Here is a 23,763-nt window from a genome sequence, read left to right as displayed (position 1 = left end):
TGAAATCACGGGGGCCTGTTTCACCGACGGATTGCATGCATCAGATTTGCTAGTCCACAGCCCCATCGGGATAATGCGTGCGCGCAGTCCTAGTACCGCACCAGGCTGATATCGTTCTGGCATTTATTTAGCGATAAGCAAGCCCGCAGGGGCGGGAAGAGAAGTTGTGATCACGTTCAATATTGCACAATGGCGCGCCTGGGCACCCGGGCTGGCGAGCGCCGACGAGTGGCAGCAATGGAGTCGCAACCCGGCACCCTTGCAGGTCAGCGATGAAGCACCGGACGTGTCATTCCTGCCGGCCATGCAGCGCAGACGCCTGGGGCGCATGGCGCGTATGGCATTCGCAGTGGGCTGGCCGCTGGCCGAAGGCTTTGCGCGACTGCCGATGGTCTTTGTCTCACGCCACGGCGAAACACCACGCACATTCGACATCCTGCGCGAACTGGCAGCTAACGAGCCGCTATCTCCCACCCAATTCAGCTTGTCGGTGCATAACGCCGTCATTGGCCTGTGGTCGATCATGCGTGGCGAGACCAGCGAGATGACGGCGATTGCCGCCTCCGGCGACGGCCTCGAACACGGTGTGCTGGAAGCGGCGACCCTGCTGGCCGAGGGCGTACCGGCGGTCCTGCTGGTCGTCACCGAAGAGCAACCGCCGCAGGCTTACGCCAAATGGATCGACGACGTGCCCTTCCCTTATGCCGTCGGGCTGCTGCTGACCCCGGGCGATGACTGGCATCTGGCCTTGAACGCAGACACGCAAACCTCCGAACGCAGCAAATGGCCCCATGCGCTGAATCTCTTGCGGGCACTGAACATCCGCCAAACCACTTTCGAGCATCCCTGGAACAACCGGTTATGGACCTGGCGACGCAACCCTTGAGCAAGCGCCGCGACGCCTATTACTGGCGCCTGCTGGCCACCGGCTTCAGCTTTGCCCTGTTCGGGCTGAGCGGCCTGTGCCTGCGTGTCCTGGTTTTTCCGCTGCTCGGTTGCCTGCCGGGCGACAGGGCCAGCCATCAGCGCCGGGCGCGGCGGACCATCAGCCGTTTGTTCTGGCTGTTCATCCGGCTCATGGCACGCATGGGCGTACTGACCTATGACGTACAGGGCGCCGAACGGCTGGGCCGGCCCGGCCAGATGATCATCGCCAATCATCCGTCGCTGATCGACGTGGTCTTCCTGATCGGGCTGGTCCGCGATGCGAACTGCGTGGTCAAGCGCAGCCTCTGGGACAACCCGTGCACCCGCGGCCCGGTGCGTTCAACCGGCTACATCAGCAACGACGGCAGCATGGACATGTTCGACGCCGCCGTCGAAGGCCTGCAAGCCGGCCAGACCCTGATCATTTTTCCCGAGGGCACTCGCACGCAACCGGGTCAGGCACCGGCGTTTCATCGCGGTGCAGCTGCCATAGCACTGCGCGGCGCCAGCCTGATCACGCCGGTGATGATCACGGTGAGCCCGACAACCCTGACCAAAGCCGAACCCTGGTATCGCATTCCCCACCGCCGCGTGCATTTCACCCTGCGCGTCGGCACGGACATCGATCCAACCGCCTTTGCTGCGCTTGGCCCGCCACCGGTGGCGTCACGCAGACTCAACGATTACCTGCATCACTATTTCATCAAGGAGCTCGCTGCAGATGAGCGATCTACACCAGGACATTAAACAATTGATCATCGATGCCCTGGGCCTCGAAGACATCACTCCGGCGGATATCGGCAACGACCAGATCCTGTTCGGCGAGGGCCTCGGGCTGGACTCGGTGGACGCGCTGGAACTGGGCCTGGCCATCCAGAAACACTACGGCATCAAGATCGATGCCGATGCCAAGGACACACGCAATCATTTCACCAGCGTCGACAGCCTCGCGGCCTTCGTCAGCGCCAGACAGCCGGCCTGAGGATTGAACATGCAAACCCGTGATGACATTTTCGACACTCTGCGCACCTCCATGGTGGAGCTGTTCGAACTGGAACCCGAGCGCGTGACGCTCGATGCCAACCTGTATCAGGATCTGGAGATCGACAGTATCGATGCGGTCGACCTGATCGACCACATCAAGCGCAAGACCGGCAAGAAAATCGCCGCCGATGAGTTCAAGTCCGTGCGTACCGTCAACGACGTGGTCGAGGCGGTGTACCGGCTGGTCAATCCCGCCGCATGAAACGCCTGATCGGGCTCATCCTGGTGGTGGCTGGTGTGCTCTACCCGCTGGCGGTCTACTGGGGCGCCGAGCATTTCGCGCCCTGGCAGTTCGCGTTGCTGCTCGGCAGCCTGTGGCTGGCCCGTGCGATCACCGCCGGGCAGCGCCCAGGCGGCATGGCGATGGCGGGTGTGGCGATAGCGTTCTGCATACTGCTTAGCGTGGTCGACACCCACTGGATGCTGCGCTGGTATCCGGTACTGGTCAGCGCGTTCATGCTGAGCCTGTTCGGTTCGAGCCTGGTCTACGGCCCGCCGATCGTCGAGCGCATGGCACGCCTGCAACGTCCCGACCTGCCCGCATCCGGGGTGCGCTACACCCGCTGCGTCACACAGATCTGGTGCGTGTTCTTTCTGTTCAACGGCCTGAGTGCCGCAGCGTTGACGCTGTGGGCGCCGTTGTCCTGGTGGGCGCTATACACCGGCCTGATTTCCTACGCATTGATGGGCCTGCTGTTCGCAGGCGAATGGTTTGCGCGGCGCCGTGTCGTAAGCCATGCATGAAAGGGATTGCATGAACTGGTTGAACCTGGAAAACCTGCTGCTCGAGGCCCGCGAGGCTCGGCAGCTGACCCAAGCCCCTGAGCTGAACCACACGCAGTTCTGCGAACATGCGCTGAGCGTGGCGGCAGGCCTGCAGGCGCAAGGCATCAAGCGCCTGGCCGTGCATCTGGAAGACGCCGGCGAACTGGCCATTGCCCTGTTTGGCGCATGGCGGGCGGGCGTCAGCGTACTGCTGACTGCGGACCTGCAAGGCCATACCCGCCAGCGCTGGGCCGGACAGGTCGACCTGTGGCTGACCGACCAGCCGGGTGATGCGCAGTTGGCCGACCTTTTCGCCTTGCCTCTGTCGCCGGCCGCGCTGGATCTGGACGAATGCCGACTGGGCCTGTGTACTTCAGGCTCCAGCGGCGAGCCTAAATTGATCGAAAAGCGTCTGCGCCAACTGGCCAATGAAGTCAACGCGCTGGAACAGCTGTGGGGTGCGGAGCTTGGCTCGGCGTGCATCATCGGCAGCGTGGCGGCCCAGCATATCTATGGTCTGCTGTTCCGCGTGCTGTGGCCGCTGTGCGCGGGTCGTCCATTTCTGCGCAGGCAGCTGCCGTTCGCCGAAGAATTACAGCGCGCCAGTAGTGAACACTCATCGTTCGCCTGGGTTGCCAGCCCTGCACTGCTCAAGCGCATGGGTGACAACCTGGACTGGCCCGCCCTGAGCGCGGTACGCCGGGTATTTTCCTCGGGCGGGGCGTTGCCCGCCGAAGCGGCGGCCAGCCTGCAACGACGACTCGGCCAATGGCCCACGGAAATCCTCGGCAGTTCGGAAACCGGCGGTATCGCCTGGCGCCAGGGCCAAGAGCTGTGGCAGGCATTCGCAGGTGTAGAACTGGACCAGAGCAGCGACGGCGCGCTGCGCATCAGCTCGCCTTACATGCCGCCCGGCCACGTCGAGCAGACCGCCGACGCTGCGCGCATTGATGAATCGGGCCGTTTCGAACTGCTGGGCCGCCTGGACCGCATCGTCAAGCTGGAAGAAAAACGCATCGCCCTGCCGCTGGTGGAGCAGGCGTTGCAGGCGCATGAATGGATCAGTGAAGCGCGGCTGGGCGTGGTGCAGGAAAAACGTGCATCGCTGGGCGCGCTGGTCGTGCTCAGTGACATCGGCCTGCGCGCGCTGTGTCTGCATGGCCGGCGTACCCTGACCGAAACCCTGCGCGCACATCTGCGCCCGCATTGCGACCCCATTGCCCTGCCACGGCGCTGGCGCCTGTTGCGACAACTGCCGCTCAATGCCCAAGGCAAGCTGCCCCAGGCGCAGGTCCAGGCATTGTTACTGGCGCCTCGCCCGCGCTTGCCGGAAATTCTCGACCAGCAGTGGATCGAAGACGAGCTGCACCTGAAGCTGATGGTCCCGCCGGACCTCGCGTTTTTCAGCGGCCACTTCCCCAAGGCGCCGGTGTTGCCCGGCGTCGTGCAGGTCGACTGGGCCATGCAGCTCGGTCAGCGCCTGCTCGACCTGCCGCCGTCGTTCGCCGGAATGGAAGTCTTGAAGTTCCAGCAGTTGGTGCGTCCCGGCGACGGGCTCAGCCTGACGCTACGTTTCGACGCGGCGCGCAGCAAACTGCACTTTATCTTCAAGAATGCCGGGCAGGCCGCCTGCTCCAGCGGCCGCATTGTGCTGGAGGCTGCCCATGCATAACCCATGTGCAGTGATCCCGGTTTTTGATCACGAGCTGGCGGTTCCCGCTGTGGTCGATGCCCTGCGCGCCGCCGGCCTGCCCTGTATTCTGGTCGACGACGCCAGCAGCCCGGCATGCGCCAGGGTTCTGCGGGAGCTGGCTCAGGCCCCGCATGTCTATCTGGTCTGCCTGCCGGTCAATCAGGGCAAAGGCGGTGCGGTCATGGCCGGGTTTCGGCAGGCGGCGCGGCTGGGCTTCAGCCATGCGTTGCAGGTCGATGCCGACGGCCAGCACGACCTGCAGGATGTCGCGGTATTCCTCGACCGCTCCCGCCAGTACCCCGAGGCACTGATCTGCGGCTATCCGCAATACGATGAAAGCGTGCCCAAGGGCCGGCTCTACGCCCGCTATCTGACCCACGTCTGGGTATGGATCAACAGCCTGTCGCTGCAGATCCGCGATTCGATGTGCGGGTTTCGGGTCTATCCGCTGCCACCGGTGGTCAAACTCATCGATAGCGCGCGCCTGGGCACGCGCATGGACTTCGATCCGGAGATCCTCGTGCGCCTGGCCTGGCGGCGGCAACCGATGCAGTGGTTGCCGACCCGCGTGCATTACCCGCAGGACGGCCTTTCGCACTTCCGCCTGTTCCACGACAACGCACTGATTTCCAAGATGCACGCCAAGCTGTTCTTCGGAATGCTGCTGCGCCTGCCGGTGATCCTCTGGCGTCGGTGGCGCTGATGAGCGATCAACAGAAGCACTGGGCCGAGCACGAGGAGCGCGGCAGTTTCCTGCTGATGAAACTTACCGCCTGGGGCGTGCGGGTACTGGGGCGACGCCTGCTCAGCCCGGTGTTGTACGGCATCGTCCTGTACTTCTTCCTGTTCGGCCGCCGCGCCAGACGCAGCATTCACGAATACCAGCAGCGGCTGGCGAGCTGGAGCGGCAAGCCCGAATTGCGGCCTACTCAGTGGCGGGTATTCGGCCAGTTCATGGCCTTCGCCGACGCGCTGCTGGACAAGCTTGATGTGTGGAACGGCAAGCTGGGGATCGAGCGGATCGAGATCATCGATCCGGCCCAACTGCGCCAACAGTTGCGCGGCGAGCGCGGCCAGCTGCTGGTCGGTGCGCACCTGGGCAATCTGGAAGTCTGCCGGGCACTGGCCGAGCTGGGCGAAAAAGTCACCATGAACGTGCTGGTCCATACCAAGCATGCCGAACGGTTCAATCGCCTGCTGGGCGAGGCCGGCGCGACCAACCTGCGGCTGGTGCAGGTCAGTGAACTGGACCCGGCCATCATGTTGCAACTGAGCCAGCGCCTGGATAAGGGCGAATGGCTGGCGATTGCCGGTGATCGAGTACCGCTGCATGGCGGGCGCAACGTGCGAGTCGATTTTCTCGGCGCGCCGGCGAATTTCCCTCAAGGCCCGTGGCTGCTGGCCGGTTTGCTCAAGTGCCCGGTCAATCTGTTTTTCTGTCTGAAAGGCCCGAAGGGTTACCGCGTGGTGCTCGAACCGTTCGCCGACGCCATCGAATGGCGCCGCAGCGACCGCGCACAGGTTATCGCCCACTGGGCAGGCCGCTTTGCCGACCGCCTGGGCCACTACTGCCTGGAAGCGCCGCAGCAGTGGTTCAATTTCTATCCATTCTGGAAGTCCGATGACGAATCAAGTCTCTGAGCCGATCATTTTCGGCGAACGCGCGCTGCGCATCGAAGACGTGCGTGCCCTGGCCGACCGCCAGACGCCTGCCACGCTGCAAGACGACGCAGCATTTCGCGAGCGTATCGCCAAGGGCGCACGATTCCTCGACTCCCTGCTGGACAAGGAAGGCGTGATCTACGGCGTCACCACCGGCTATGGCGATTCCTGCGTGGTGGCGGTGCCGATGCAGCACGTCGAAGCGCTGCCGCGTCATCTGTATACCTTTCACGGTTGCGGGCTGGGCAAGCTGCTCGATGCCCAGGCCACCCGCGCGGTACTGGCGGCGCGTTTGCAGTCGCTGTGCCACGGCGTTTCCGGGGTGCGTGTCGAGTTGCTCGAACGCCTGCAAGCCTTCCTTGAGTACGACGTACTGCCGCTGATCCCGGAAGAAGGCTCGGTGGGCGCCAGTGGCGACCTGACGCCGCTGTCCTACGTGGCGGCGACCCTGTCCGGCGAGCGTGAAGTGATGTTCAACGGCGAACGTCGCGAGGCCGCCGATGTGCATCGCGAGCTGGGCTGGACGCCACTGGTGTTGCGCCCCAAGGAGGCGCTGGCGTTGATGAACGGTACCGCAGTGATGACCGGCCTGGCATGCCTGGCGTTTTCCCGTGCCGACTACCTGCTGCAACTGGCGACCCGCATCACCGCGCTCAACGTGGTGGCGCTGCAAGGCAATCCGGAGCATTTCGACGAACGCCTGTTCGCCGCCAAGCCGCATCCCGGCCAGATGCGTGTGGCGGCCTGGTTGCGCCAGGATCTGGCCATCGACGCCCCGACCGCGCCACTGCACCGTTTGCAAGACCGTTACTCGCTGCGCTGCGCACCCCACGTTCTGGGCGTTCTGGCCGACAGCCTGGACTGGCTGCGTTCGTTCATCGAAACCGAACTCAACAGCGCCAACGACAACCCGATCATCGACGCCGAGGCTGAACGCGTGCTGCACGGTGGGCATTTCTACGGCGGGCACATCGCCTTTGCCATGGACAGCCTGAAGAATCTGGTCGCCAACGTCGCCGACCTGCTGGACCGGCAACTGGCCCTGCTGGTCGACGAACGCTACAACCATGGCCTGCCGAGCAACCTGTCCGGCGCCAGCGCCGAGCGGGCAATGCTCAACCACGGCTTCAAGGCGGTTCAGATCGGCGCCAGCGCCTGGACCGCCGAAGCCTTGAAAAACACCATGCCGGCCAGCGTGTTTTCCCGCTCCACCGAATGCCACAACCAGGACAAGGTGAGCATGGGCACCATCGCCGCCCGGGACGCGATCCGCGTGCTGGAGTTGACCGAGCAGGTCGCCGCCGCCACCCTGATCGCCGCCAACCAGGGCGTATGGCTGCGTTCCCGGGTTGCCGACGCACGTGCCCTGCCGCCCGCGCTGGCCGCCATGCATGACGAACTGGGCAAGGATTTCCCCCCGGTCATCGAAGATCGCGCACTGGAAAGCGAATTGCGCCTGTGCCTGACCCTCATCGCCAATCGCCATTGGAGGCTGCATGCGCAGTAAGGGATCGCTGCACCTGGACACCGAAATCGTGGTGCCGTTTTTCGATGTCGACTCCATGAACATCGTCTGGCATGGCCATTACGTGAAATACCTGGAAGTCGCCCGCTGTGCGTTGCTGGACCATATCGGCCACAACTACAACCAGATGCTGGAATCGGGGTATGGCTGGCCGGTCATCGATCTTCAATTGCGTTACGTGCGCAGCGCGGTGTTCGGCCAGAAGCTGAATGTGCGCGCCAGTCTGGTGGAGTGGGAAAACCGCCTGAAGATCAATTACCTGATCACCGATGCCGCGACCGGCGAACGCCTGACCCGCGCCAGCACCGTGCAGGTGGCGGTCGATAAACATACCCGCGAGATGCAGCTGGCTTCGCCACCGGTTTTCATCGAAGCCGTACAAAAGGCGCTCTCATGAATACTGCACTGCGTGCCCTGTGCCTGCTGGGGCTGGCTTGCCTGTCATCCATGGCCCAGGCTTTCGACCTGACCCAACTGAGCGAACAACTGGCCCGGCCCGCCGTGGTGCGTGGCGGTTTCGTTCAGGAAAAACACCTGCGCGCCCTGCCCCAGCCGCTGATCAGCAAGGGCAAATTCGTCCTCGCCAGGGAATTGGGGCTGCTGTGGTTGCTGGAAACGCCCTTGCGTCAGGACTACCGCATCACCAGCGACGGCATTGCCCGCCGAGACGCACAGGCGGGCTGGAAAATGCTGCCCGGCAAGAGCGCCGGTGCCGAGCAGAACCGTCTGTTCCTGGCGGTACTGCAAGGCGACAGCAGCGGCCTGCAACGGGATTTCGAGCTGAGCCTCACGGGCAGCGCCGATGCCTGGCAACTTCGGCTGGTGCCGCGCTCCTTGTTTCTGCAACAGGTGTTCAGGCAAATCAATATCGAGGGTGGCCAACTGGTGCAGCGCATCGAGCTGCTGGAAACCCAGGGCGACAGCACGGTCTTGAAGATGACCGACAGCAGTGCCGCGGCCACTCTAAGCGACGCACAGCGCAATGACTTTGCAAACTGAGCGCCTGCTGCCACGCCTGTTCCTGCTGATCCTGCTGGGCGTCATGGCCCTGGCCGGCTGGCAGTGGCACGACCGCTCGCCGTTATCGGCCAACCTCATGGAACTGGTGCCCGGCACCCAGACCGATGAACTGGCCCTGAGTGCCGAAAAGCGCATGCAGGAGCCGCTCAATCGGGAAATGCTGGTGCTGGTGGGGCATGCGGATCGCCAGCGCGCCATCGAGCTGGCGCGGCAGCTGGCCGAGCAATGGCAAAGCAGCGGGCTGTTCGACAAGGTGCAGTGGAGCCTGCAAGCGGACCTTCCGGCCCTGCGCACTCAACTGTTGCAGGGCCGCATCGCCATGCTGCCCGACGCGGACCGTGATCAACTGCGGGACAATCCGCAGGCGTTCATCGAACAGCGCGTGCAAACCCTGTTCGATCCGTTTGCCGGCTTCAGCCTCGTGCCGGGCCAGGATGACTGGCTGGGCCTGACCGGTCGTATCCAGAATGGCTTGCCCAAACAGGGTTCGGTCGAGCCGGACCTGTCCAGCGGCGCGCTGATCGCCAGCGCCGATGACAAAAGCTGGGTACTGCTGCGTTCACGCACCAAGGCCGACGCCTTTGACATGAATCTTCCGCTTCAGGTCGCCGCCCTGCTGGACACCGCGCGCGGGCAAGCCAGTCAGGCCGGCGGCCAACTGCTCGCCGCCAGCGGCCTGCTGTACGCCGCCGACGGCCAGAAACAGGCCAGCCGGGAGATCACCTGGGTCGGCGGCGGCGCCACCGTCGGCATCCTGTTGCTGTTGCTGCTGGCGTTCCGCCGCTGGAGCGTGCTGCTGGCGTTCGTCCCGGTGCTGGTGGGCATGCTGTTCGGTGCGGTGGCCTGCGTGGCGCTGTTCGGCAGCATGCATGTCATGACCCTGGTGCTGGGTTCGAGCCTGATCGGCGTGGCCGTGGACTACCCGCTGCATTACCTGTCCAAGAGCTGGAGCCTGAAGTCCTGGCGCAGCTGGCCGGCCTTGCGCCTGACGCTGCCGGGCCTGAGCCTGAGCCTGATCACCAGCTGCATCGGCTATCTGGCCCTTGCCTGGACGCCCTTTCCGGCCCTCACCCAGATTGCCGTGTTCTCTGCTGCGGGCTTGATCGGCGCCTATCTGACGGCGGTGTGCCTGCTGCCCGCGCTGCTCGACAAAGTGCAGTTGCGCCCGGCGCAGTGGCCGCTGCATGTGGCGCAACGGATGCTCGACTGGCGCATGAAATTGCTGCAACGCATCAAGACACCGGTGCTGCTGGCGCTGTTGATCGCATTCTGCGCGTCCGGCCTGTGGCAGCTGACGACCAGGAACGACATCCGCCAATGGGTGAGCGCACCTCAGGCATTGACCGATGAAGCCCAGGCCATCGCGCGGATCACCGGCTATCAGCCCACCAGCCAGTTCTTTCTGGTGCGCGGCCAGGATCAGCAGCAACTGCTGGACCGTCAGGCCGCGCTGATTCAGCGCCTGGATCAACTGGTGAGCATGGACAAGCTGCAAGGTTATATGTCGATCAGCCAATTGCTGGCGTCCCCCGCCGACCAGCAAGCCACTCGCGAGGCCCTCGGCAAACTGGCCGCGCACTGGCAGCCATTGACCCGGCTCGGCGTACCGGCCAGCGCATTGCAGGTGGAACTGAGCCGATTGCAGGCGCTGCCGACGCAGGATATCGACATGGCGTTGAGTGGTCCGCTGAGCGAACCCTGGCGCACGCTCTGGCTGGGCAACACTCCTGACGGCGTGGCGAGTATCGTCAGTCTGCGCGGGCTGAGCAGTCCGGCCTTGTTGAGCGTTCAGGCGACCGGCCTGGAAGGCGTGCAACTGGTCGACCGCCTTGGCCAGCTCAACGAGGTGTTTGCCAAGACCCAGATCAGCGCCGCCGAATTGAAACTGGCGTCCTGTGTGTTGATCGTGTTGTTGCTGATCGCGCCATTCGGCCTCAATGGCGCGCTGCGCATTGTGGCGCTGCCGTTGCTGGCGGCGCTGTGCAGCCTGGCGAGCCTGGGCTGGCTGGGTCAGCCGCTGACCCTGTTCAGCCTGTTCGGCCTGTTGCTGGTAACGGCCATCAGTGTCGACTACGCCATTCTCATGCGCGAACAGGTCGGCGGCGCGGCAGTGAGCCTGCTCGGCACCTTGCTGGCTGCGATCACCACCTGGCTGTCGTTCGGGCTGCTGGCGCTGTCCAGTACACCGGCCATCAGCAACTTCGGGCTATCGGTCAGTCTGGGCCTGGCGTTCAGCTTCATGCTCGCGCCATGGGCCAGCCCCACACCGCATCAAGCGGAGCCGCGGCCATGACCACACTGGCGTTCTGGGTCCTGATTCTGTTGCTGTTCGGCCTCGCGACCTGGGCAGGTCGCAGGCTGGGCCTGATTCCCATTGTCAGCCAGTTGCTGCTGGCGACCTTCGGCCTGCCGCTGCTGATGCTGTTCTGGGTCGAGCCTTACTGGCAACTGAGCGGCGCGCAACTGGTCTCGCCGGTCTGGCTCAGGGCCTTGTACGGCGTGGCGTTCGCCATCGTGCTGGGCCACATCCTCAGCGACGTCATCGATGTCCGGCTGGACCGACAGAGTCTGAAGATCGCGCTGCCAAGCTTTCTGCTGCCGTTCATCGCAGGCATCGGCTGCGCACTGGTGTTTTTGCCGGACCAGCTGTGGATAAGTTCGCTGGCGCTGGGCCTGGTGTTCGCGATCACCGCCATCCCGGTGCTGTACCTGTACCTGCATCACATTGACTACCCGCCGGCCGCCACCCGGCGTCTGGTGCAGACCGCGATTCTCATCGATCTGGCCTGCTGGAGCCTGTTCGGCCTGGCACAAGGCAGCCTGAACCTCACCGCGCTGTTGCTGCCGTTACTGGGCGCCTGCGTGCCGCTGCTGTTCCGCCTTTTGCGCCTGCGTCAGCCATTGCTCTACAGCCTGACGTTCTTCGGCTTGCTGGTGGTGGCCGAACATTACCGGCTCAACGCGCTGATTTTCGGCATCGGCTATCTGCTGTGCATGGCGCGCCTGAAACAGGCGTGGGTGTCTCCGCTGCCGCCTGCGCTGTTCCAGCGTGTGCAGAACCAACTGGCGATTCCGCTGCTCTTGACCTTCGGCGTGGTGCAAATCGACGTGCACAGCGCCATCGACAGCCTGAGCGGCGGGCAGCTGGCGGCGCTGGTGGTGCTGCCCATTGCCAGCAAACTGTTGGGCAACTGGCTGGGCCTGTATTGGGCACCGCCTTCATTTCCCGGCGCTTCCCGCTGGCGGGAAAGCGTGCTGCTGAACATCCGCGGCCTGAGCGAGATCGTGTTTCTCAACCTGTTGCTGCAACAGCAGCTCATCAGCCCGGCGCTGTACTTCGCGCTGATGCTCATGAGCCTGCTGGCCACGCTGATGCCCGCACTGCTGGGCATGGGCCGTCAACCCAAGCCATCACCTCTCGTTGAAGCGAAACCAGTAAGGAATTCTTGTGCTCACCACTGATATGGAAAGTCGCCAGGTCGTCGTCATCGGCGCAGGCCCGTCCGGCGCCATCGCCGCTGCGCTGCTCAAGCGCCAGGGCCACGACGTCCTGATTATCGAGCGCCAGCTGTTCCCGCGTTTTTCCATCGGCGAAAGCCTGCTCGCCCATTGCCTGGATTTCATCGACGAAGCGGGCATGCTCGAAGCCGTGGAAGCGGCCGGTTTCCAGAAGAAGAACGGCGCCGCCTTTGCCCGTGGCGAGCAGTACAGCGCCTTCGATTTCGGCGAAACCTTCAGCAAGGGCCGGCCGACGACGCTGCAGGTCCAGCGCGCTGACTTCGACAAGCTGCTGGCCGACCAGGCCGAACTGCAAGGCGTGGAAATCCGTTACCGGCAGGAAATCGTCAGCGCTGATTTCGACGGCGCGCAGCCGGTGCTGCGGGTACGCCGTGAAGACGGCAGCGAGTACGGCCTGCGAGCCGGTTTCGTGCTGGATGCCAGCGGTTACGGGCGGGTGCTGCCGCGCCTGCTGGACCTGGAAGCGCCGTCCGGGTTTCCTGTCCGCCAAGCGGTGTTCACCCACATCGAAGACCACATCCAGAGCCCGCCTTTCGACCGCGAGAAAATCCTGATCAGCAGCCATCCGGTGCACAGCGATATCTGGTTCTGGTCGATTCCGTTCAGCAACGGTCGCTGCTCGCTGGGCGTGGTGGCCTCGGCCGAGCGTTTCGCCGACAAGCCGCAGGATCTGGACGAATGCCTGCGCGCCTTCATTGACGAAACGCCGCAGCTCAAGGAGGTGCTGAAAAACGCCGTCTGGGACACGCCGGCGCGCACCATCGGCGGCTACTCGGCCAACGTCAAGACCCTGCACGGCAAAGGTTTCGCGCTACTGGGCAATGCTGCGGAATTCCTCGATCCGGTGTTTTCCTCGGGCGTGACCATCGCCATGCGGTCGGCGAGCATGGCTGCCGGTGTGCTGAATCGTCAGTTGAACGGCGAAAGCGTCGACTGGGAAACCGAGTTCGCCGCTCCGCTCAAGCGTGGCGTCTCCACCTTCAGAGCCTATGTGGAAGGCTGGTACGACGGGTCGCTCCAGGACGTCATCTACTACCACAACAGCCAGCCGGAAGTACGCGGCATGATCTGCTCGATCCTGGCCGGTTATGCATGGGATGAGCGCAACCCCTTCGTCAGCGAACCCAGACGCCGCCTGCGGGCGCTGGCCGAGTTCTGTTCGAGCAGCCAGTCATGAGCCGGCCGTTCCTCAGCGCCAGCTATGTCGAAGAAACCCGCTTCGGCCTGTGGTTCCTGCGCAGCCACACCTGGCAGCACCATGTGCTGCGCGTGGCGATCGACGACCTGCGCAGTCTGTTCGACGGCCAGCCACCGGCAGCGCCGGTCCTGCTCGACGCCGGTTGCGGGCAGGGCAAGTCGTTTCAGCACCTGATGCGCGTTTTCCAGCCGTCGCGCCTGCTGGGCGTGGACGCCGATCCGCACAGCCTGACCACTTGCGCTGAAGAAGCGGCGCGACTGGGCATCGATGTCGAATTGATCGGCAGCGACTGCGCAGCCCTGCAATTGCCGGACGCCAGCGTCGATCTGTTGCTCTGCCATCAGACGTTCCACCATTTGGTGGAGCAGGACAAAGCCCTCGCCGAATTCCATCGGGTGCTCAAGCCCGGCGGTTATCTGCTGTTTGCCGAGTCCACCGAGGCGTACATCGACACCTGGGTAATCCGCTGGCTGTTCCGTCACCCCATGCATGTGCAGAAAAGCGCCGCCCAGTATCTGCAGATGATCGAAAACCAGGGTTTCACGTTCGCACCGCGCAATGTCTCCTACCCTTACCTGTGGTGGAGCCGGTCCCGGGATTTCGGCCTGCTGGAACGCCTCAAGCTGCGCAAGCCCAAGCCGTTCGGCTCGCGCGAGGAAACACTGGTGAATGTCGTGGCCCGCAAGCCGCTGCAGTCTGCGGAGGAAGTACAGTCGTGATCCGCGTATGGTTTCTGATCCTGTTGCTGCTCGGCGGCTGCACCAGCCAATCGCCGTTGCCTGGCAACCCGCCCGAGATGCAATTGCCCAAGCAACTGCACATCGTGCGCAATCAGGCTGAGCAGCGTCAGGACTGGCTGCTGGTCATTCAGCGCGAAGCAAACGGCCTGCGCTGGTCGATGATGGACCCGCTGGGCATTCCGCTCGCCCGCCAGTTGCTGATTGAAGGCCGCTGGCAGAACGACGGCCTGCTGCCGCCCAACCCCGAAGCCCGCGAGTTGTTCGAAGGGCTGATGTTCGCCATGTCCTCCGATGTCGAGATGGCCGCCCGCTATCCGTCTGCCCGGCGTCAGGGCATGCAGCGTCGCCTGGAAAACCGCTGGCTGGTGGAATACCAGTCCGCCGATGCATTCACGTTGCGGCTCAAGGACGGCCTGAGTTATCAGGTCACGCCGCTCAACAGCGAGCCGAGCCGATGACCGCCTACCTCAACGCCATGGGCCTTGTCTGTGCCTTGGGCAGCGGCCTGGAGGCCGTCTCGCGCAAGCTGTTCGCCGCCGACAGCTCGGGCATGCTCGAACAGCCCGGCTGGGTGCCCGAGCGCGTTCTGCCGGTGGGGGTCGTGAGCGCCGAGCTGCCGCCTCTGCCGGTGGCCGTGCAATCCCAGGCCAGCCGTAACAACCAGTTGCTGCTGGCCGCCGCATTGCAGATCGAAGCCCCCATTCGCCAGGCCATCGAGCGTTACGGCCCGGCGCGGATCGGCGTGATCCTGGGCACCAGCACTTCAGGCATCGACGAAGCCAGCGCCAGCATGGCGACCTGGGTGCGCGACCAGACCTTCCCCGAGCATTACGACTATCAGCAACAGGAACTGGGCGCGCCGGCGAGCTTCCTGTCGAACTGGCTGCAACTGTCCGGTCCCTCCTATGTGATTTCCACTGCCTGCACGTCCAGCGCTCGTGCCCTGTTGAGCGCGCGTCGCGCCCTGGACATGGGGCTGTGCGATGCGGTGCTGTGCGGCGGCGTGGACAGCCTGTGCAAACTGACCCTCAACGGCTTTGCCTCGCTGGAAGCGGTGTCGTCCAAGCGCTGCAATCCGTTTTCGATCAACCGTGACGGGATCAACATCGGCGAAGCGGCAGCGCTGTTTCTGATGACCCGCGAGCCCGGTGATACCCACTCCATCGCGTTGCTGGGCGCCGGTGCCAGTTGCGATGCGCACCACATTTCCGCGCCGGAACCCAGCGGCCGAGGTGCGCGCACGGCCATGCAGCTGGCGCTGGACAACGCCGGCCTCGCTGCCGCGCAAATCGGTTACCTGAATCTGCATGGCACCGCCACGTCGCTCAACGATGCAATGGAAAGCCTGGCCGTGCACGACGTCTTCCCTGACGGGGTACCCTGTTCGTCGACCAAACCGCTCACCGGCCACACCCTGGGCGCGGCCGGCGCGCTGGAGGCTGCGTTCTGCTGGCTGACGCTGGCGCCGCAGAATCTGGAGCGAGCCTTGCCGCCGCACCTGTGGGACGGCCAGCCCGACCCGCAATTGCCTACCCTGGGCTGGACCGCGCCCGGCGCGCGTCTGACCGCCGGGACGCCCCGTTACCTGATGAGCAATTCCTTTGCCTTCGGTGGCAATAACATCAGCCTGATTATCGGAGACGCCCCATGATCGACTGGCCGCTCGCCGAGCTGCTTCCCCACGCCGCCGACATGATTCTGCTCGACCGGGTGCTGGAGTTCGATGAAGAACAGATCCGCACTCACGTCACCATCCGTCCCGGCGGCCTGTTCAACCAACCCGACGGCAGCCTGCCTGCCTGGGTCGGCGTGGAACTGATGGCGCAAAGCGTCGCAGCCTTCGCCGGCTGCACGGCGCGTACCCGTGGCGAACCCGTCAAACTGGGCTTTCTGCTGGGTAGCCGCAAGTTCGATTGCAATGTCGCGCACTTCCCGGCCGGCAGCGAACTGACCATCCATGCCATGCGTTCGCTGCAGGACGACAGCGGCATGGGTGTATTCGAGTGCCACCTCAGCGGCCCGGACATTCAGGCTTTTGCCCGTCTCAATGTATATTGCCCGCCCAATGCGCATGACTACCTGGCTGAAGGAGCCCCGGCATGACTGAATCCATACTGGTCACAGGCTCCAGCCGTGGCATCGGCCGCGCCATCGCCTTGCGCCTGGCCCGCGCCGGATACGATCTGATCCTGCATTGCCGCACCGGCCGCAGTGAAGCCGAAGCGGTACAGGCGCAGATCCATGAAATGGGTCGTCAGGCACGCGTGCTGCAATTCGACGTCTCCGACCGTGCCGCCTGCAAGGCGATTCTCGAAGAGGACGTCGACACCCACGGCGCCTATTACGGCGTGGTGCTCAACGCAGGCCTGACCCGCGATGGTGCGTTCCCGGCGCTCAGCGACGACGACTGGGACCAGGTGCTGCGGACCAATCTGGATGGTTTCTATAACGTGCTGCATCCGCTGACCATGCCGATGATCCGCCGTCGCGCAGCAGGACGTATCGTGTGCATCACCTCGGTTTCCGGCCTGATCGGCAACCGCGGCCAGGTCAACTACAGCGCGTCCAAGGCCGGGCTGATCGGTGCCGCGAAGGCGCTGGCCATCGAACTGGGCAAGCGCAAGATCACCGTCAACTGCGTCGCGCCGGGTTTGATCGACACCGCAATGCTCGACGAAAACGTTCCCGTGGATGAGCTGATGAAAATGATTCCGGCCCAGCGCATGGGCACGCCTGAAGAAGTGGCCGGCGCGGTGAATTTCCTGATGTCGGCCGAGGCCGGCTATATCACCCGCCAGGTGCTGGCCGTCAACGGAGGTCTGTGTTGATGAAACGCGTGGTTGTTACCGGTATGTCCGGTATCACGTCATTGGGCAGCGACTGGGCGAGTATCGACGCCAATTTCAGCGCCAGCCGCAGCGGCATTCGGCGCATGGATGAGTGGAATCGCTTCACCGAACTCAATACCCGGCTGGCCGGGCCTATCGATGACTTCGCTGTCCCGACCCACTGGACCCGCAAACAGCTGCGCAGCATGGGCCGGGTGTCGCGTCTGGCGGTGGGCGCCTCTGAGCAGGCGCTGCTCGACGCCGGGCTGCTGAACGACCCGATTATCCGCGACGGCCGTATGGGCACCGCCTGCGGCTCGTCCACCGGCAGCACCGATGAAATCAAGGCGTTCGGCAACATGTTGCTCAACTCCGTGGCCGATGGCCTGAATGCCAATTCTTACGTGCGGATGATGCCGCACACCACCGCCGCCAATATCAGCATTTTCTTCGGCCTGACCGGGCGCCTGATCCCGACATCGAGCGCCTGCACCAGCGGCAGCCAGGGCATCGGCTATGCCTATGAGTCGATCAAGTTCGGTCGTCTGCCGCTGATGCTGGCCGGTGGCGCTGAAGAACTGTGCCCGACCGAAGCCATGGTGTTCGACGCGCTCTACGCCACCAGCCTGAAAAACGATGCGCCGCATACCAGCCCGCGTCCCTATGACCGCGGCCGCGATGGCCTGGTGATCGGCGAAGGCGGCGGCATGCTGGTGCTCGAAGAGCTGGAGCATGCCTTGGCACGCGGTGCGCATATCCACGCCGAAATCGTCGGCTTCGGCAGCAATGCCGATGGCGCCCACAGCACCCGACCGGAGCAGGCCACCATGCGCCGCGCAATGGAACTGGCCCTGGAAGACGCCAACCTGCCGCCCGAAGCCATCGGCTACGTCAACGGTCACGGCACCGCCACCGAACAGGGCGATATCGCCGAAACCCTGGCAACCAGTGCCCTGTTCGGCCCGCGCATGCCGCTCAGTTCGCAGAAGAGTTTCCTGGGCCACACCCTGGGTGCCTGCGGCGCACTGGAATCCTGGTTCAGCATCCAGATGCTCAACACCGATCGCTACATCCACACGTTGAACCTGGATGATATCGACCCGGAATGCGGCGAACTGGACTACATCGTCGGCGAACCGCGACGTATGAGCAACGAATTCGTGATGAACAACAATTTCGCCTTTGGCGGTGTGAACACCTCGCTGATTTTTCGCCGCTGGCAGTGAAGCCTGATTTATCTGATGGAGTGACAGGAATGAAAATGATCCACCGTATCCTCGCCCTGCTGACCCTGGCGCTGGTGCTGGGCGGTTGCACCAGCAAGCCGGTGTATAACGCCAGGGAAAGCCTTCCAAAAGGAGCCGGTTTCACCGAGGCGCGCATGAGCAGCGCCATCGTGAACTCCCTGAACGAACGCACATGGGTCATCCAGTCGACCAGGCCGGGCATGATCAAAGCGGCCATCACCGTGCGCGGTCGTCATCATGCGGAAATCGATATTCCCTACACCGCGACCACCTTCGAAATCAACTATCGCAGCAGCACCGGCCTGAACTACAAGGACGGCGAGATTCATCGCAACTACAACCGCTGGGTCGACCGCCTGCGCTCCGATATTCTCCAGAAGCTGGGCGTGGCTGCGCAGCTCTAAGTCCGCAAGCGATCACTCGCCGACCGGATCATGACCCGTCGGCATGCCGCGTCACCAACTCCATAAACGCTCTGGCCATGGGCGATTGCTCATCCTTGCGCTGTGCCAGCCATATCGGGCTGGTGGCGCCGGGATCGAGCAAAGTCCGGTAGACCACGCCGTCAATCCGCATCCGTTGATAGGACGCAGGTAGTACCGTCACCCCAAGCCCTGCCGCAACCAGGCCGATAATGGTCATCACCTCTCCCGCTTCCTGCGTGATCAAGGGGCTGAAACCGGCCGCCCGCGCCAGGCTCAATAACTGAGCGTGCAAGCCGCTGCCATAGCTGCGCGGGAAGAACACGAATGGCTCGTTTGCCAGCGCCGACAGCGACAGGCCCTTTTCGCTGCCTTGAGCCAGGGGATGATCGGCGCGCATGATCGCCATCAGAGGATCACGCAGCAGCTCGACGGCGGTCAGCGATTCGGGAAGCGGCAACGGACGCATGATGCCGACACGAATCGACTGATCTTCCAGGCAAGCGACAACGTCCTGACTGGTCATCTCATTGAGCGCCAGATGCACATCCGGGTAAGCCTGGCGAAACGCGAAGATCGCCTTGGGGATACTCGACGTGAAAGGTGCCGAAGCGGTGAAGCCGATCTTCAGCTCGCCCAACTCGCCTAACTGCGCGCGCCGGGCAACATTCGCCGCTTTGTCGACCTGCGCCAATACCTGCCGTGCCTCATCCAGAAACAGCCGCCCCGCTTCACTCAACTCGACCCGGCGGTTGGTGCGTTCAAACAACCGCGCGCCCAACTGGTGTTCCAGCGCCTGGATCTGTTGGCTGAGCGGTGGCTGCGAAATGCCTAGAGCCTTGGCCGCGCGGCCGAAATGCAGCTCTTCGGCAACGGCGATGAAGTAACGCAAATGGCGCAATTCCATGGGCTTCCCATTGAGTCGTTTAACCTATCAAACAGGTCGAACAATATATTGGATCGGATCATTAGTCAGCTATATGCTTTTCCAATTCCGCTCTGCTCCAGTTCCGAGGTTTACCGTGAACCCTGCGCATGCACCGCTTGCCGCTGATCAACCATCGGAGACGATGAAGGCATCCATCCCGCTCGCTGACCTCTACATCGAGAAGGGCACTCCATTATTCAAGCGCACGGTGCTGGCGCTGTTCGCCGGCGGCTTTTCGACCTTCACCCTGCTGTACTGCGTGCAGCCGATGATGCCGTTACTGTCTCGTGAGTTTTCGATCAACGCTGCCGAAAGCAGCCTGATTTTGTCGGTGGCCACTGCCATGCTCGCCGTCGGTCTGTTGATCACCGGCCCGATTTCCGATCGTCTCGGGCGCAAGGCGGTGATGGTTCTGGCGCTGTTCTGCGCGGCCCTGGCGACCATCGCCAGTGCCTTGATGCCGACCTGGGAAACCGTGCTGGTGACTCGCGCGCTGGTGGGTCTTTCCCTCAGCGGACTGGCGGCGGTGGCGATGACTTACCTGAGCGAAGAAATCCATCCGGCCCATCTGGGTCTGGCGATGGGGCTGTACATCGGCGGCAGCGCTGTGGGCGGCATGAGTGGCAGGCTGATTGCCGGAGTGATGATCGACTACGTGAGCTGGCACGCGGCAATGCTGGTGGTGGGTGGCGTCGCGCTGATCACCGCCGTGGTGTTCTGGAAGATGCTTCCGGATTCACGCAACTTCCGGCCTCGGTCGCTGCACCCTCGCAGCCTGCTGGACGGCTTCGTCGTCCAGTTTCGCGATGCCGGTCTGCCGCTGCTGTTTCTGATGGGCTTTTTGTTGATGGGCGCCTTCGTCACGTTGTTCAACTACATCGGCTATCGGTTGCTGGCCGAGCCGTACCACTTGAGCCAGGCGGTGGTGGGCGTGTTCTCGGTGGTGTATCTGTCGGGAATCTACAGCTCGGCGAAAATCGGCTCGCTGGCTGATCGGCTCGGGCGGCGCAAGGTGTTGTGGGCGGTGATTGTGATGATGCTGGTGGGCATGAGCCTGACCCTGTTTTCGCCACTGCCGGTGGTGATCATCGGGGTGTTGATTTTCACCTTCGGTTTCTTCGGCGCTCACTCGGTGTCGAGCAGCTGGGTGGGCCGCCGCGCGACCAAGGCGCGCGGGCAGGCGTCATCGCTGTACCTGTTCTGTTATTACGCAGGATCAAGCGTGGCGGGGACCGGTGGAGGGTTGTTCTGGCATTACGCGGGCTGGAATGGCATCGGGCTGTTCATCGGCGCAGTGCTGCTACTCGCTCTGGGAGTGGCGCTGCGACTGGCGAAGTTGCAGCCGCTGGTCAAGGCGTAGAACGACATCCCGGACACCTCGAATGTCGTCTTCGCCAGCAAGCTGTCTCCTACAAGACACGGCACCACGATTGTAGGAGCCAGCTGGCTGGCGAAGGCATCGGTACAGTCGCAACATGTGCGTCATTTTTACCTACGTATTCGCGGACAAGTCCGCTCCCACAACGTCCGCGCCTGCAGACCCGGTTCGTTACTGGTGATACTGCGACGACATCTCATGCACCGCTTCGATGAACGCGCCGGCATTGGCCGGGTCGACTTCCGGGGTGATGCCGTGGCCGAGGTTGAACACGTGGCCGGTGCCGCTGCCGTAGCTGGCGAGGATGCGCGCCACTTCCTGACGAATCGCTTCAGGACGTGCGTAAAGCACGGTGGGGTCCATATTGCCTTGCAGCGCGACCTTTTCGCCGACCCGGCGACGGGCTTCACCGATGTCGCACGTCCAGTCCAGACCCAGCGCGTCGGCACCAGCATCCGCGATGCTTTCCAGCCATAGCCCGCCACCTTTGGTGAACAGGATCACCGGCACCTTGCGGCCATCGCGCTCGCGGATCAAACCGCTGACGATCTTGCGCATATAGGCCAGGGAAAATTCCTGATACGCCGCCGACGACAGACTGCCGCCCCAGCTATCGAAAATCTGCACGGCCTGGGCACCGGCCAGGATCTGGCCGTTCAGGTACGACGTCACCGACTGCGCCAGCTTGTCCAGCAGCAGGTGCATGGCGTGCGGGTTGTCGTAGAGCATGGCCTTGGACTTGCGGAAATCCTTGGACGAACCGCCCTCGACCATATACGTCGCCAGCGTCCACGGGCTGCCGGAGAAACCGATCAGCGGCACGCGACCATTGAGTTCACGGCGGATAGTGCTGACCGCATCCATCACGTAGCCCAGATCGGCACGCGGATCGGGAATCGGCAGCGCTTCGATGTCGGCCAGCGTGGAGACGGTTTTCTTGAAACGCGGACCTTCGCCGGTCTCGAAGTACAAGCCCAGGCCCATGGCGTCGGGGATGGTGAGGATGTCGGAAAACAGGATCGCAGCATCGAGCGGATAACGCTCAAGCGGCTGCATCGTGACTTCGCAGGCGAACTCCGGGTTCTTGCACAGGCTCATGAAGTCACCGGCCTTGGCGCGGCTGGCGCGGTATTCCGGCAGGTAACGGCCCGCTTGACGCATCATCCATACCGGCGTGACGTCCACGGGTTGCTTGAGCAGGGCGCGAAGGAAACGGTCGTTCTTCAGGGCAGTCATGTCGGCATCCGCAAAAAAAGTGCGGGCATTTTCTCAGAGCGCGACCCAAAAGGCACGGCGGATGCGGATTCTTTTATCTATCGGGGCGATTTGTGACGGCACTGTAGGAGCGAGCTTGCTCGCGAAAGCGGTATAACATTCAGCAACCAGTTGAATGCGAATCCCTCTTCGCCAGCAAGCTGGCTCCTACACCATCATTTAGACGCCCAGGTAATCCAGGATCCCTTCAGCCGCGTTGCGGCCTTCGAAGATGGCGGTGACCACCAGGTCGGAGCCGCGCACCATGTCGCCACCGGCGAAGATCTTCGGGTTGCTGGTCTGGTGCTTGAATTGCGCCTGTTCAGGCGCAATGACGCGGCCCTGGCTGTCGGTGTTGATCTGGAACTGCTCGAACCATGGCGCCGGGCTTGGGCGGAAGCCGAAGGCAATCACCACGGCGTCTGCCGGAATGATTTCTTCGGAACCGGGGATCGGCTCGGGGCTGCGACGGCCACGGGCATCCGGTTCGCCGAGACGGGTCTCGACCACCTTCACACCCTCGACCTTGTCTTCGCCGACGATAGCGATGGGCTGGCGGTTATAGAGAAACTTCACGCCTTCTTCCTTGGCGTTCTTCACTTCCTTGCGCGAACCCGGCATGTTTTCTTCGTCGCGACGATAAGCGCAGGTGACCGACTTGGCGCCCTGGCGGATCGAAGTACGATTGCAGTCCATCGCCGTGTCGCCGCCGCCCAGCACGACCACACGCTTGGTCTTCATGTCGACGAAATCTTCCGGCGACTTTTCGAATCCCAGGTTGCGGTTGACGTTGGCGATCAGGAAGTCCAACGCGTCATGCACACCCGGCAGCTCTTCGCCGGGGAAGCCGCCCTTCATGTAGGTGTAGGTGCCCATGCCCATGAACACGGCATCGTATTCTTCGAGCAGTTGATCGACGCTGACGTCCTTGCCGACTTCGGTATTGAGGCGGAATTCGATTCCCATGCCGGTGAACACTTCACGGCGATTGCTCAATACCGACTTTTCAAGCTTGAACTCGGGAATACCGAAGGTCAGCAGACCGCCGATTTCCGGGTTCTTGTCGAATACGACAGGTGTCACACCGCCGCGCACCAGCACGTCGGCACAACCCAGGCCCGCAGGTCCGGCGCCAATGATCGCCACGCGCTTGCCGGTCGGCACGACCTTGGACATGTCCGGGCGCCAGCCCATGGCGAACGCAGTGTCGGTGATGTATTTCTCCACCGAACCGATGGTCACTGCACCAAAACCGTCGTTCAGGGTGCAGGCGCCTTCACACAGCCGGTCCTGCGGGCACACGCGGCCGCAGACCTCCGGCAAGGTGTTGGTCTGGTGCGACAGCTCGGCGGCCGCCAGGATGTTGCCTTCGGCGACCAGCTTGAGCCAGTTGGGAATGAAGTTGTGCACCGGGCACTTCCATTCGCAATACGGGTTGCCGCAACCCAGGCAGCGATGCGCCTGGTCGGCGGACTGCTGGGGCTTGAAGGGTTCGTAGATTTCCACGAACTCTTTCTTGCGTTGACGCAGCAGTTTCTTCTTCGGATCTTTACGCCCGACATCGATGAACTGGAAGTCGTTACTGAGACGTTCAGCCATGGGTGTTGCCTCGT

Annotated in this window: 25 protein-coding genes; 22 read left to right on the top strand and 3 right to left on the bottom strand. The window is 63.2% G+C overall.

Going from position 1 to position 23,763, the window contains the following annotated elements; all coding sequences use genetic code 11:
- Positions 1 to 166: 166 nt before the first annotated feature.
- The 21 genes from EGJ27_RS06440 to EGJ27_RS06340 are packed head-to-tail and all read left to right on the top strand — an operon-like array spanning position 167 to position 18,572.
- Positions 167 to 886: a beta-ketoacyl synthase chain length factor gene (locus tag EGJ27_RS06440; RefSeq protein WP_125829897.1), complete on the top strand. Its 720-nt coding sequence runs from the start codon at positions 167 to 169 to the stop codon at positions 884 to 886.
- Positions 862 to 1,674, top strand: a complete 813-nt coding sequence (locus EGJ27_RS06435) for a 1-acyl-sn-glycerol-3-phosphate acyltransferase (protein ID WP_125829896.1) — start codon at positions 862 to 864, stop codon at positions 1,672 to 1,674. The genes EGJ27_RS06440 and EGJ27_RS06435 overlap by 25 nt, the downstream gene beginning before the upstream one ends.
- On the top strand, positions 1,649 to 1,909 hold the full coding sequence (locus EGJ27_RS06430) for a phosphopantetheine-binding protein (protein ID WP_125829895.1): 261 nt from the start codon (positions 1,649 to 1,651) through the stop codon (positions 1,907 to 1,909). Before EGJ27_RS06435 ends, EGJ27_RS06430 begins: the two co-directional genes overlap by 26 nt.
- Positions 1,910 to 1,918: 9 nt before the next feature.
- Complete coding sequence (locus EGJ27_RS06425) at positions 1,919 to 2,173, top strand: acyl carrier protein (protein WP_125829894.1); 255 nt, start codon at positions 1,919 to 1,921, stop codon at positions 2,171 to 2,173.
- Entirely contained in the window at positions 2,170 to 2,715 is a 546-nt protein-coding gene (locus EGJ27_RS06420; protein WP_125829893.1) for a hypothetical protein, read from the top strand. Before EGJ27_RS06425 ends, EGJ27_RS06420 begins: the two co-directional genes overlap by 4 nt.
- Before the next feature lie 10 nt (positions 2,716 to 2,725).
- Positions 2,726 to 4,408, top strand: a complete 1,683-nt coding sequence (locus EGJ27_RS06415) for an AMP-binding protein (RefSeq protein WP_125829892.1) — start codon at positions 2,726 to 2,728, stop codon at positions 4,406 to 4,408.
- Positions 4,401 to 5,132 carry a glycosyltransferase family 2 protein gene (locus tag EGJ27_RS06410; protein ID WP_125829891.1) on the top strand — a complete coding sequence of 244 codons (732 nt, stop codon included), beginning with the start codon at positions 4,401 to 4,403 and terminating at the stop codon, positions 5,130 to 5,132. The genes EGJ27_RS06415 and EGJ27_RS06410 overlap by 8 nt, the downstream gene beginning before the upstream one ends.
- On the top strand, positions 5,132 to 6,070 hold the full coding sequence (locus EGJ27_RS06405; protein WP_125829890.1) for a glycosyl transferase: 939 nt from the start codon (positions 5,132 to 5,134) through the stop codon (positions 6,068 to 6,070). The genes EGJ27_RS06410 and EGJ27_RS06405 overlap by 1 nt, the downstream gene beginning before the upstream one ends.
- A complete protein-coding gene (hutH, locus tag EGJ27_RS06400; protein ID WP_125829889.1) occupies positions 6,051 to 7,598 on the top strand; it encodes a histidine ammonia-lyase in 1,548 nt (515 codons plus the stop codon). Before EGJ27_RS06405 ends, hutH begins: the two co-directional genes overlap by 20 nt.
- Entirely contained in the window at positions 7,588 to 8,013 is a 426-nt protein-coding gene (locus tag EGJ27_RS06395) for a thioesterase family protein (RefSeq protein WP_125829888.1), read from the top strand. Before hutH ends, EGJ27_RS06395 begins: the two co-directional genes overlap by 11 nt.
- A complete protein-coding gene (locus EGJ27_RS06390; protein WP_125829887.1) occupies positions 8,010 to 8,615 on the top strand; it encodes an outer membrane lipoprotein carrier protein LolA in 606 nt (201 codons plus the stop codon). Before EGJ27_RS06395 ends, EGJ27_RS06390 begins: the two co-directional genes overlap by 4 nt.
- Entirely contained in the window at positions 8,599 to 10,929 is a 2,331-nt protein-coding gene (locus tag EGJ27_RS06385) for an MMPL family transporter (RefSeq protein ID WP_125829886.1), read from the top strand. Before EGJ27_RS06390 ends, EGJ27_RS06385 begins: the two co-directional genes overlap by 17 nt.
- On the top strand, positions 10,926 to 12,098 hold the full coding sequence (locus tag EGJ27_RS06380) for a sodium:proton antiporter (protein WP_125829885.1): 1,173 nt from the start codon (positions 10,926 to 10,928) through the stop codon (positions 12,096 to 12,098). Before EGJ27_RS06385 ends, EGJ27_RS06380 begins: the two co-directional genes overlap by 4 nt.
- Positions 12,085 to 13,332: an NAD(P)/FAD-dependent oxidoreductase gene (locus tag EGJ27_RS06375; protein ID WP_125829884.1), complete on the top strand. Its 1,248-nt coding sequence runs from the start codon at positions 12,085 to 12,087 to the stop codon at positions 13,330 to 13,332. The genes EGJ27_RS06380 and EGJ27_RS06375 overlap by 14 nt, the downstream gene beginning before the upstream one ends.
- Entirely contained in the window at positions 13,329 to 14,072 is a 744-nt protein-coding gene (locus EGJ27_RS06370) for a class I SAM-dependent methyltransferase (protein WP_125829883.1), read from the top strand. The genes EGJ27_RS06375 and EGJ27_RS06370 overlap by 4 nt, the downstream gene beginning before the upstream one ends.
- Positions 14,069 to 14,551 carry a hypothetical protein gene (locus tag EGJ27_RS06365; RefSeq protein ID WP_125829882.1) on the top strand — a complete coding sequence of 161 codons (483 nt, stop codon included), beginning with the start codon at positions 14,069 to 14,071 and terminating at the stop codon, positions 14,549 to 14,551. Before EGJ27_RS06370 ends, EGJ27_RS06365 begins: the two co-directional genes overlap by 4 nt.
- Complete coding sequence (locus tag EGJ27_RS06360; protein ID WP_125829881.1) at positions 14,548 to 15,744, top strand: beta-ketoacyl-[acyl-carrier-protein] synthase family protein; 1,197 nt, start codon at positions 14,548 to 14,550, stop codon at positions 15,742 to 15,744. Before EGJ27_RS06365 ends, EGJ27_RS06360 begins: the two co-directional genes overlap by 4 nt.
- Positions 15,741 to 16,196 (top strand): hotdog family protein, encoded by a 456-nt coding sequence (locus tag EGJ27_RS06355; RefSeq protein WP_125829880.1) that lies wholly within the window; start codon positions 15,741 to 15,743, stop codon positions 16,194 to 16,196. Before EGJ27_RS06360 ends, EGJ27_RS06355 begins: the two co-directional genes overlap by 4 nt.
- Positions 16,193 to 16,921 carry a 3-oxoacyl-ACP reductase FabG gene (gene fabG / locus EGJ27_RS06350; RefSeq protein ID WP_125829879.1) on the top strand — a complete coding sequence of 243 codons (729 nt, stop codon included), beginning with the start codon at positions 16,193 to 16,195 and terminating at the stop codon, positions 16,919 to 16,921. Before EGJ27_RS06355 ends, fabG begins: the two co-directional genes overlap by 4 nt.
- Positions 16,921 to 18,147: a beta-ketoacyl-ACP synthase gene (locus EGJ27_RS06345; protein ID WP_125829878.1), complete on the top strand. Its 1,227-nt coding sequence runs from the start codon at positions 16,921 to 16,923 to the stop codon at positions 18,145 to 18,147. Before fabG ends, EGJ27_RS06345 begins: the two co-directional genes overlap by 1 nt.
- A gap of 29 nt (positions 18,148 to 18,176) precedes the next feature.
- Positions 18,177 to 18,572 carry a hypothetical protein gene (locus tag EGJ27_RS06340; RefSeq protein ID WP_256672684.1) on the top strand — a complete coding sequence of 132 codons (396 nt, stop codon included), beginning with the start codon at positions 18,177 to 18,179 and terminating at the stop codon, positions 18,570 to 18,572.
- A gap of 28 nt (positions 18,573 to 18,600) precedes the next feature.
- Here the strand turns inward: EGJ27_RS06340 and EGJ27_RS06335 are convergent, their stop codons facing one another.
- Entirely contained in the window at positions 18,601 to 19,497 is an 897-nt protein-coding gene (locus tag EGJ27_RS06335; protein ID WP_125829877.1) for a LysR family transcriptional regulator, read from the bottom strand.
- Between the two features lie 115 nt (positions 19,498 to 19,612).
- Between EGJ27_RS06335 and EGJ27_RS06330 the strand changes: the two genes are divergently transcribed.
- Positions 19,613 to 20,878, top strand: a complete 1,266-nt coding sequence (locus EGJ27_RS06330) for an MFS transporter (protein ID WP_371920836.1) — start codon at positions 19,613 to 19,615, stop codon at positions 20,876 to 20,878.
- 189 nt (positions 20,879 to 21,067) lie between these two features.
- On the opposite strand, the gene hemE is transcribed toward EGJ27_RS06330, so the two are convergent.
- Complete coding sequence (gene hemE / locus EGJ27_RS06325) at positions 21,068 to 22,132, bottom strand: uroporphyrinogen decarboxylase (protein WP_125829875.1); 1,065 nt, start codon at positions 22,130 to 22,132, stop codon at positions 21,068 to 21,070.
- Between the two features lie 198 nt (positions 22,133 to 22,330).
- Positions 22,331 to 23,749: an FAD-dependent oxidoreductase gene (locus EGJ27_RS06320; protein ID WP_125829874.1), complete on the bottom strand. Its 1,419-nt coding sequence runs from the start codon at positions 23,747 to 23,749 to the stop codon at positions 22,331 to 22,333.
- Positions 23,750 to 23,763 lie beyond the last annotated feature (14 nt).

Source organism: Pseudomonas sp. v388 (assembly GCF_003935425.1).
Taxonomy (GTDB): domain Bacteria; phylum Pseudomonadota; class Gammaproteobacteria; order Pseudomonadales; family Pseudomonadaceae; genus Aquipseudomonas.
This window is presented reverse-complemented; position numbering and strand designations above follow the sequence as displayed.

Coding starts and splice junctions, on each gene's coding strand:
- EGJ27_RS06360 (WP_125829881.1), top strand. CDS start 14,548: ATGACCGCCTACCTCAACGCCATGGGCCTTGTCTGTGCCTTGGGCAGC.
- hemE (WP_125829875.1), bottom strand. CDS start 22,132: ATGACTGCCCTGAAGAACGACCGTTTCCTTCGCGCCCTGCTCAAGCAA.
- EGJ27_RS06425 (WP_125829894.1), top strand. CDS start 1,919: ATGCAAACCCGTGATGACATTTTCGACACTCTGCGCACCTCCATGGTG.
- EGJ27_RS06370 (WP_125829883.1), top strand. CDS start 13,329: ATGAGCCGGCCGTTCCTCAGCGCCAGCTATGTCGAAGAAACCCGCTTC.
- EGJ27_RS06415 (WP_125829892.1), top strand. CDS start 2,726: ATGAACTGGTTGAACCTGGAAAACCTGCTGCTCGAGGCCCGCGAGGCT.
- EGJ27_RS06335 (WP_125829877.1), bottom strand. CDS start 19,497: ATGGAATTGCGCCATTTGCGTTACTTCATCGCCGTTGCCGAAGAGCTG.
- EGJ27_RS06340 (WP_256672684.1), top strand. CDS start 18,177: ATGAAAATGATCCACCGTATCCTCGCCCTGCTGACCCTGGCGCTGGTG.
- EGJ27_RS06355 (WP_125829880.1), top strand. CDS start 15,741: ATGATCGACTGGCCGCTCGCCGAGCTGCTTCCCCACGCCGCCGACATG.
- hutH (WP_125829889.1), top strand. CDS start 6,051: ATGACGAATCAAGTCTCTGAGCCGATCATTTTCGGCGAACGCGCGCTG.
- EGJ27_RS06430 (WP_125829895.1), top strand. CDS start 1,649: ATGAGCGATCTACACCAGGACATTAAACAATTGATCATCGATGCCCTG.
- EGJ27_RS06380 (WP_125829885.1), top strand. CDS start 10,926: ATGACCACACTGGCGTTCTGGGTCCTGATTCTGTTGCTGTTCGGCCTC.
- EGJ27_RS06385 (WP_125829886.1), top strand. CDS start 8,599: ATGACTTTGCAAACTGAGCGCCTGCTGCCACGCCTGTTCCTGCTGATC.
- fabG (WP_125829879.1), top strand. CDS start 16,193: ATGACTGAATCCATACTGGTCACAGGCTCCAGCCGTGGCATCGGCCGC.
- EGJ27_RS06390 (WP_125829887.1), top strand. CDS start 8,010: ATGAATACTGCACTGCGTGCCCTGTGCCTGCTGGGGCTGGCTTGCCTG.
- EGJ27_RS06420 (WP_125829893.1), top strand. CDS start 2,170: ATGAAACGCCTGATCGGGCTCATCCTGGTGGTGGCTGGTGTGCTCTAC.
- EGJ27_RS06435 (WP_125829896.1), top strand. CDS start 862: ATGGACCTGGCGACGCAACCCTTGAGCAAGCGCCGCGACGCCTATTAC.
- EGJ27_RS06410 (WP_125829891.1), top strand. CDS start 4,401: ATGCATAACCCATGTGCAGTGATCCCGGTTTTTGATCACGAGCTGGCG.
- EGJ27_RS06395 (WP_125829888.1), top strand. CDS start 7,588: ATGCGCAGTAAGGGATCGCTGCACCTGGACACCGAAATCGTGGTGCCG.
- EGJ27_RS06405 (WP_125829890.1), top strand. CDS start 5,132: ATGAGCGATCAACAGAAGCACTGGGCCGAGCACGAGGAGCGCGGCAGT.
- EGJ27_RS06320 (WP_125829874.1), bottom strand. CDS start 23,749: ATGGCTGAACGTCTCAGTAACGACTTCCAGTTCATCGATGTCGGGCGT.
- EGJ27_RS06345 (WP_125829878.1), top strand. CDS start 16,921: ATGAAACGCGTGGTTGTTACCGGTATGTCCGGTATCACGTCATTGGGC.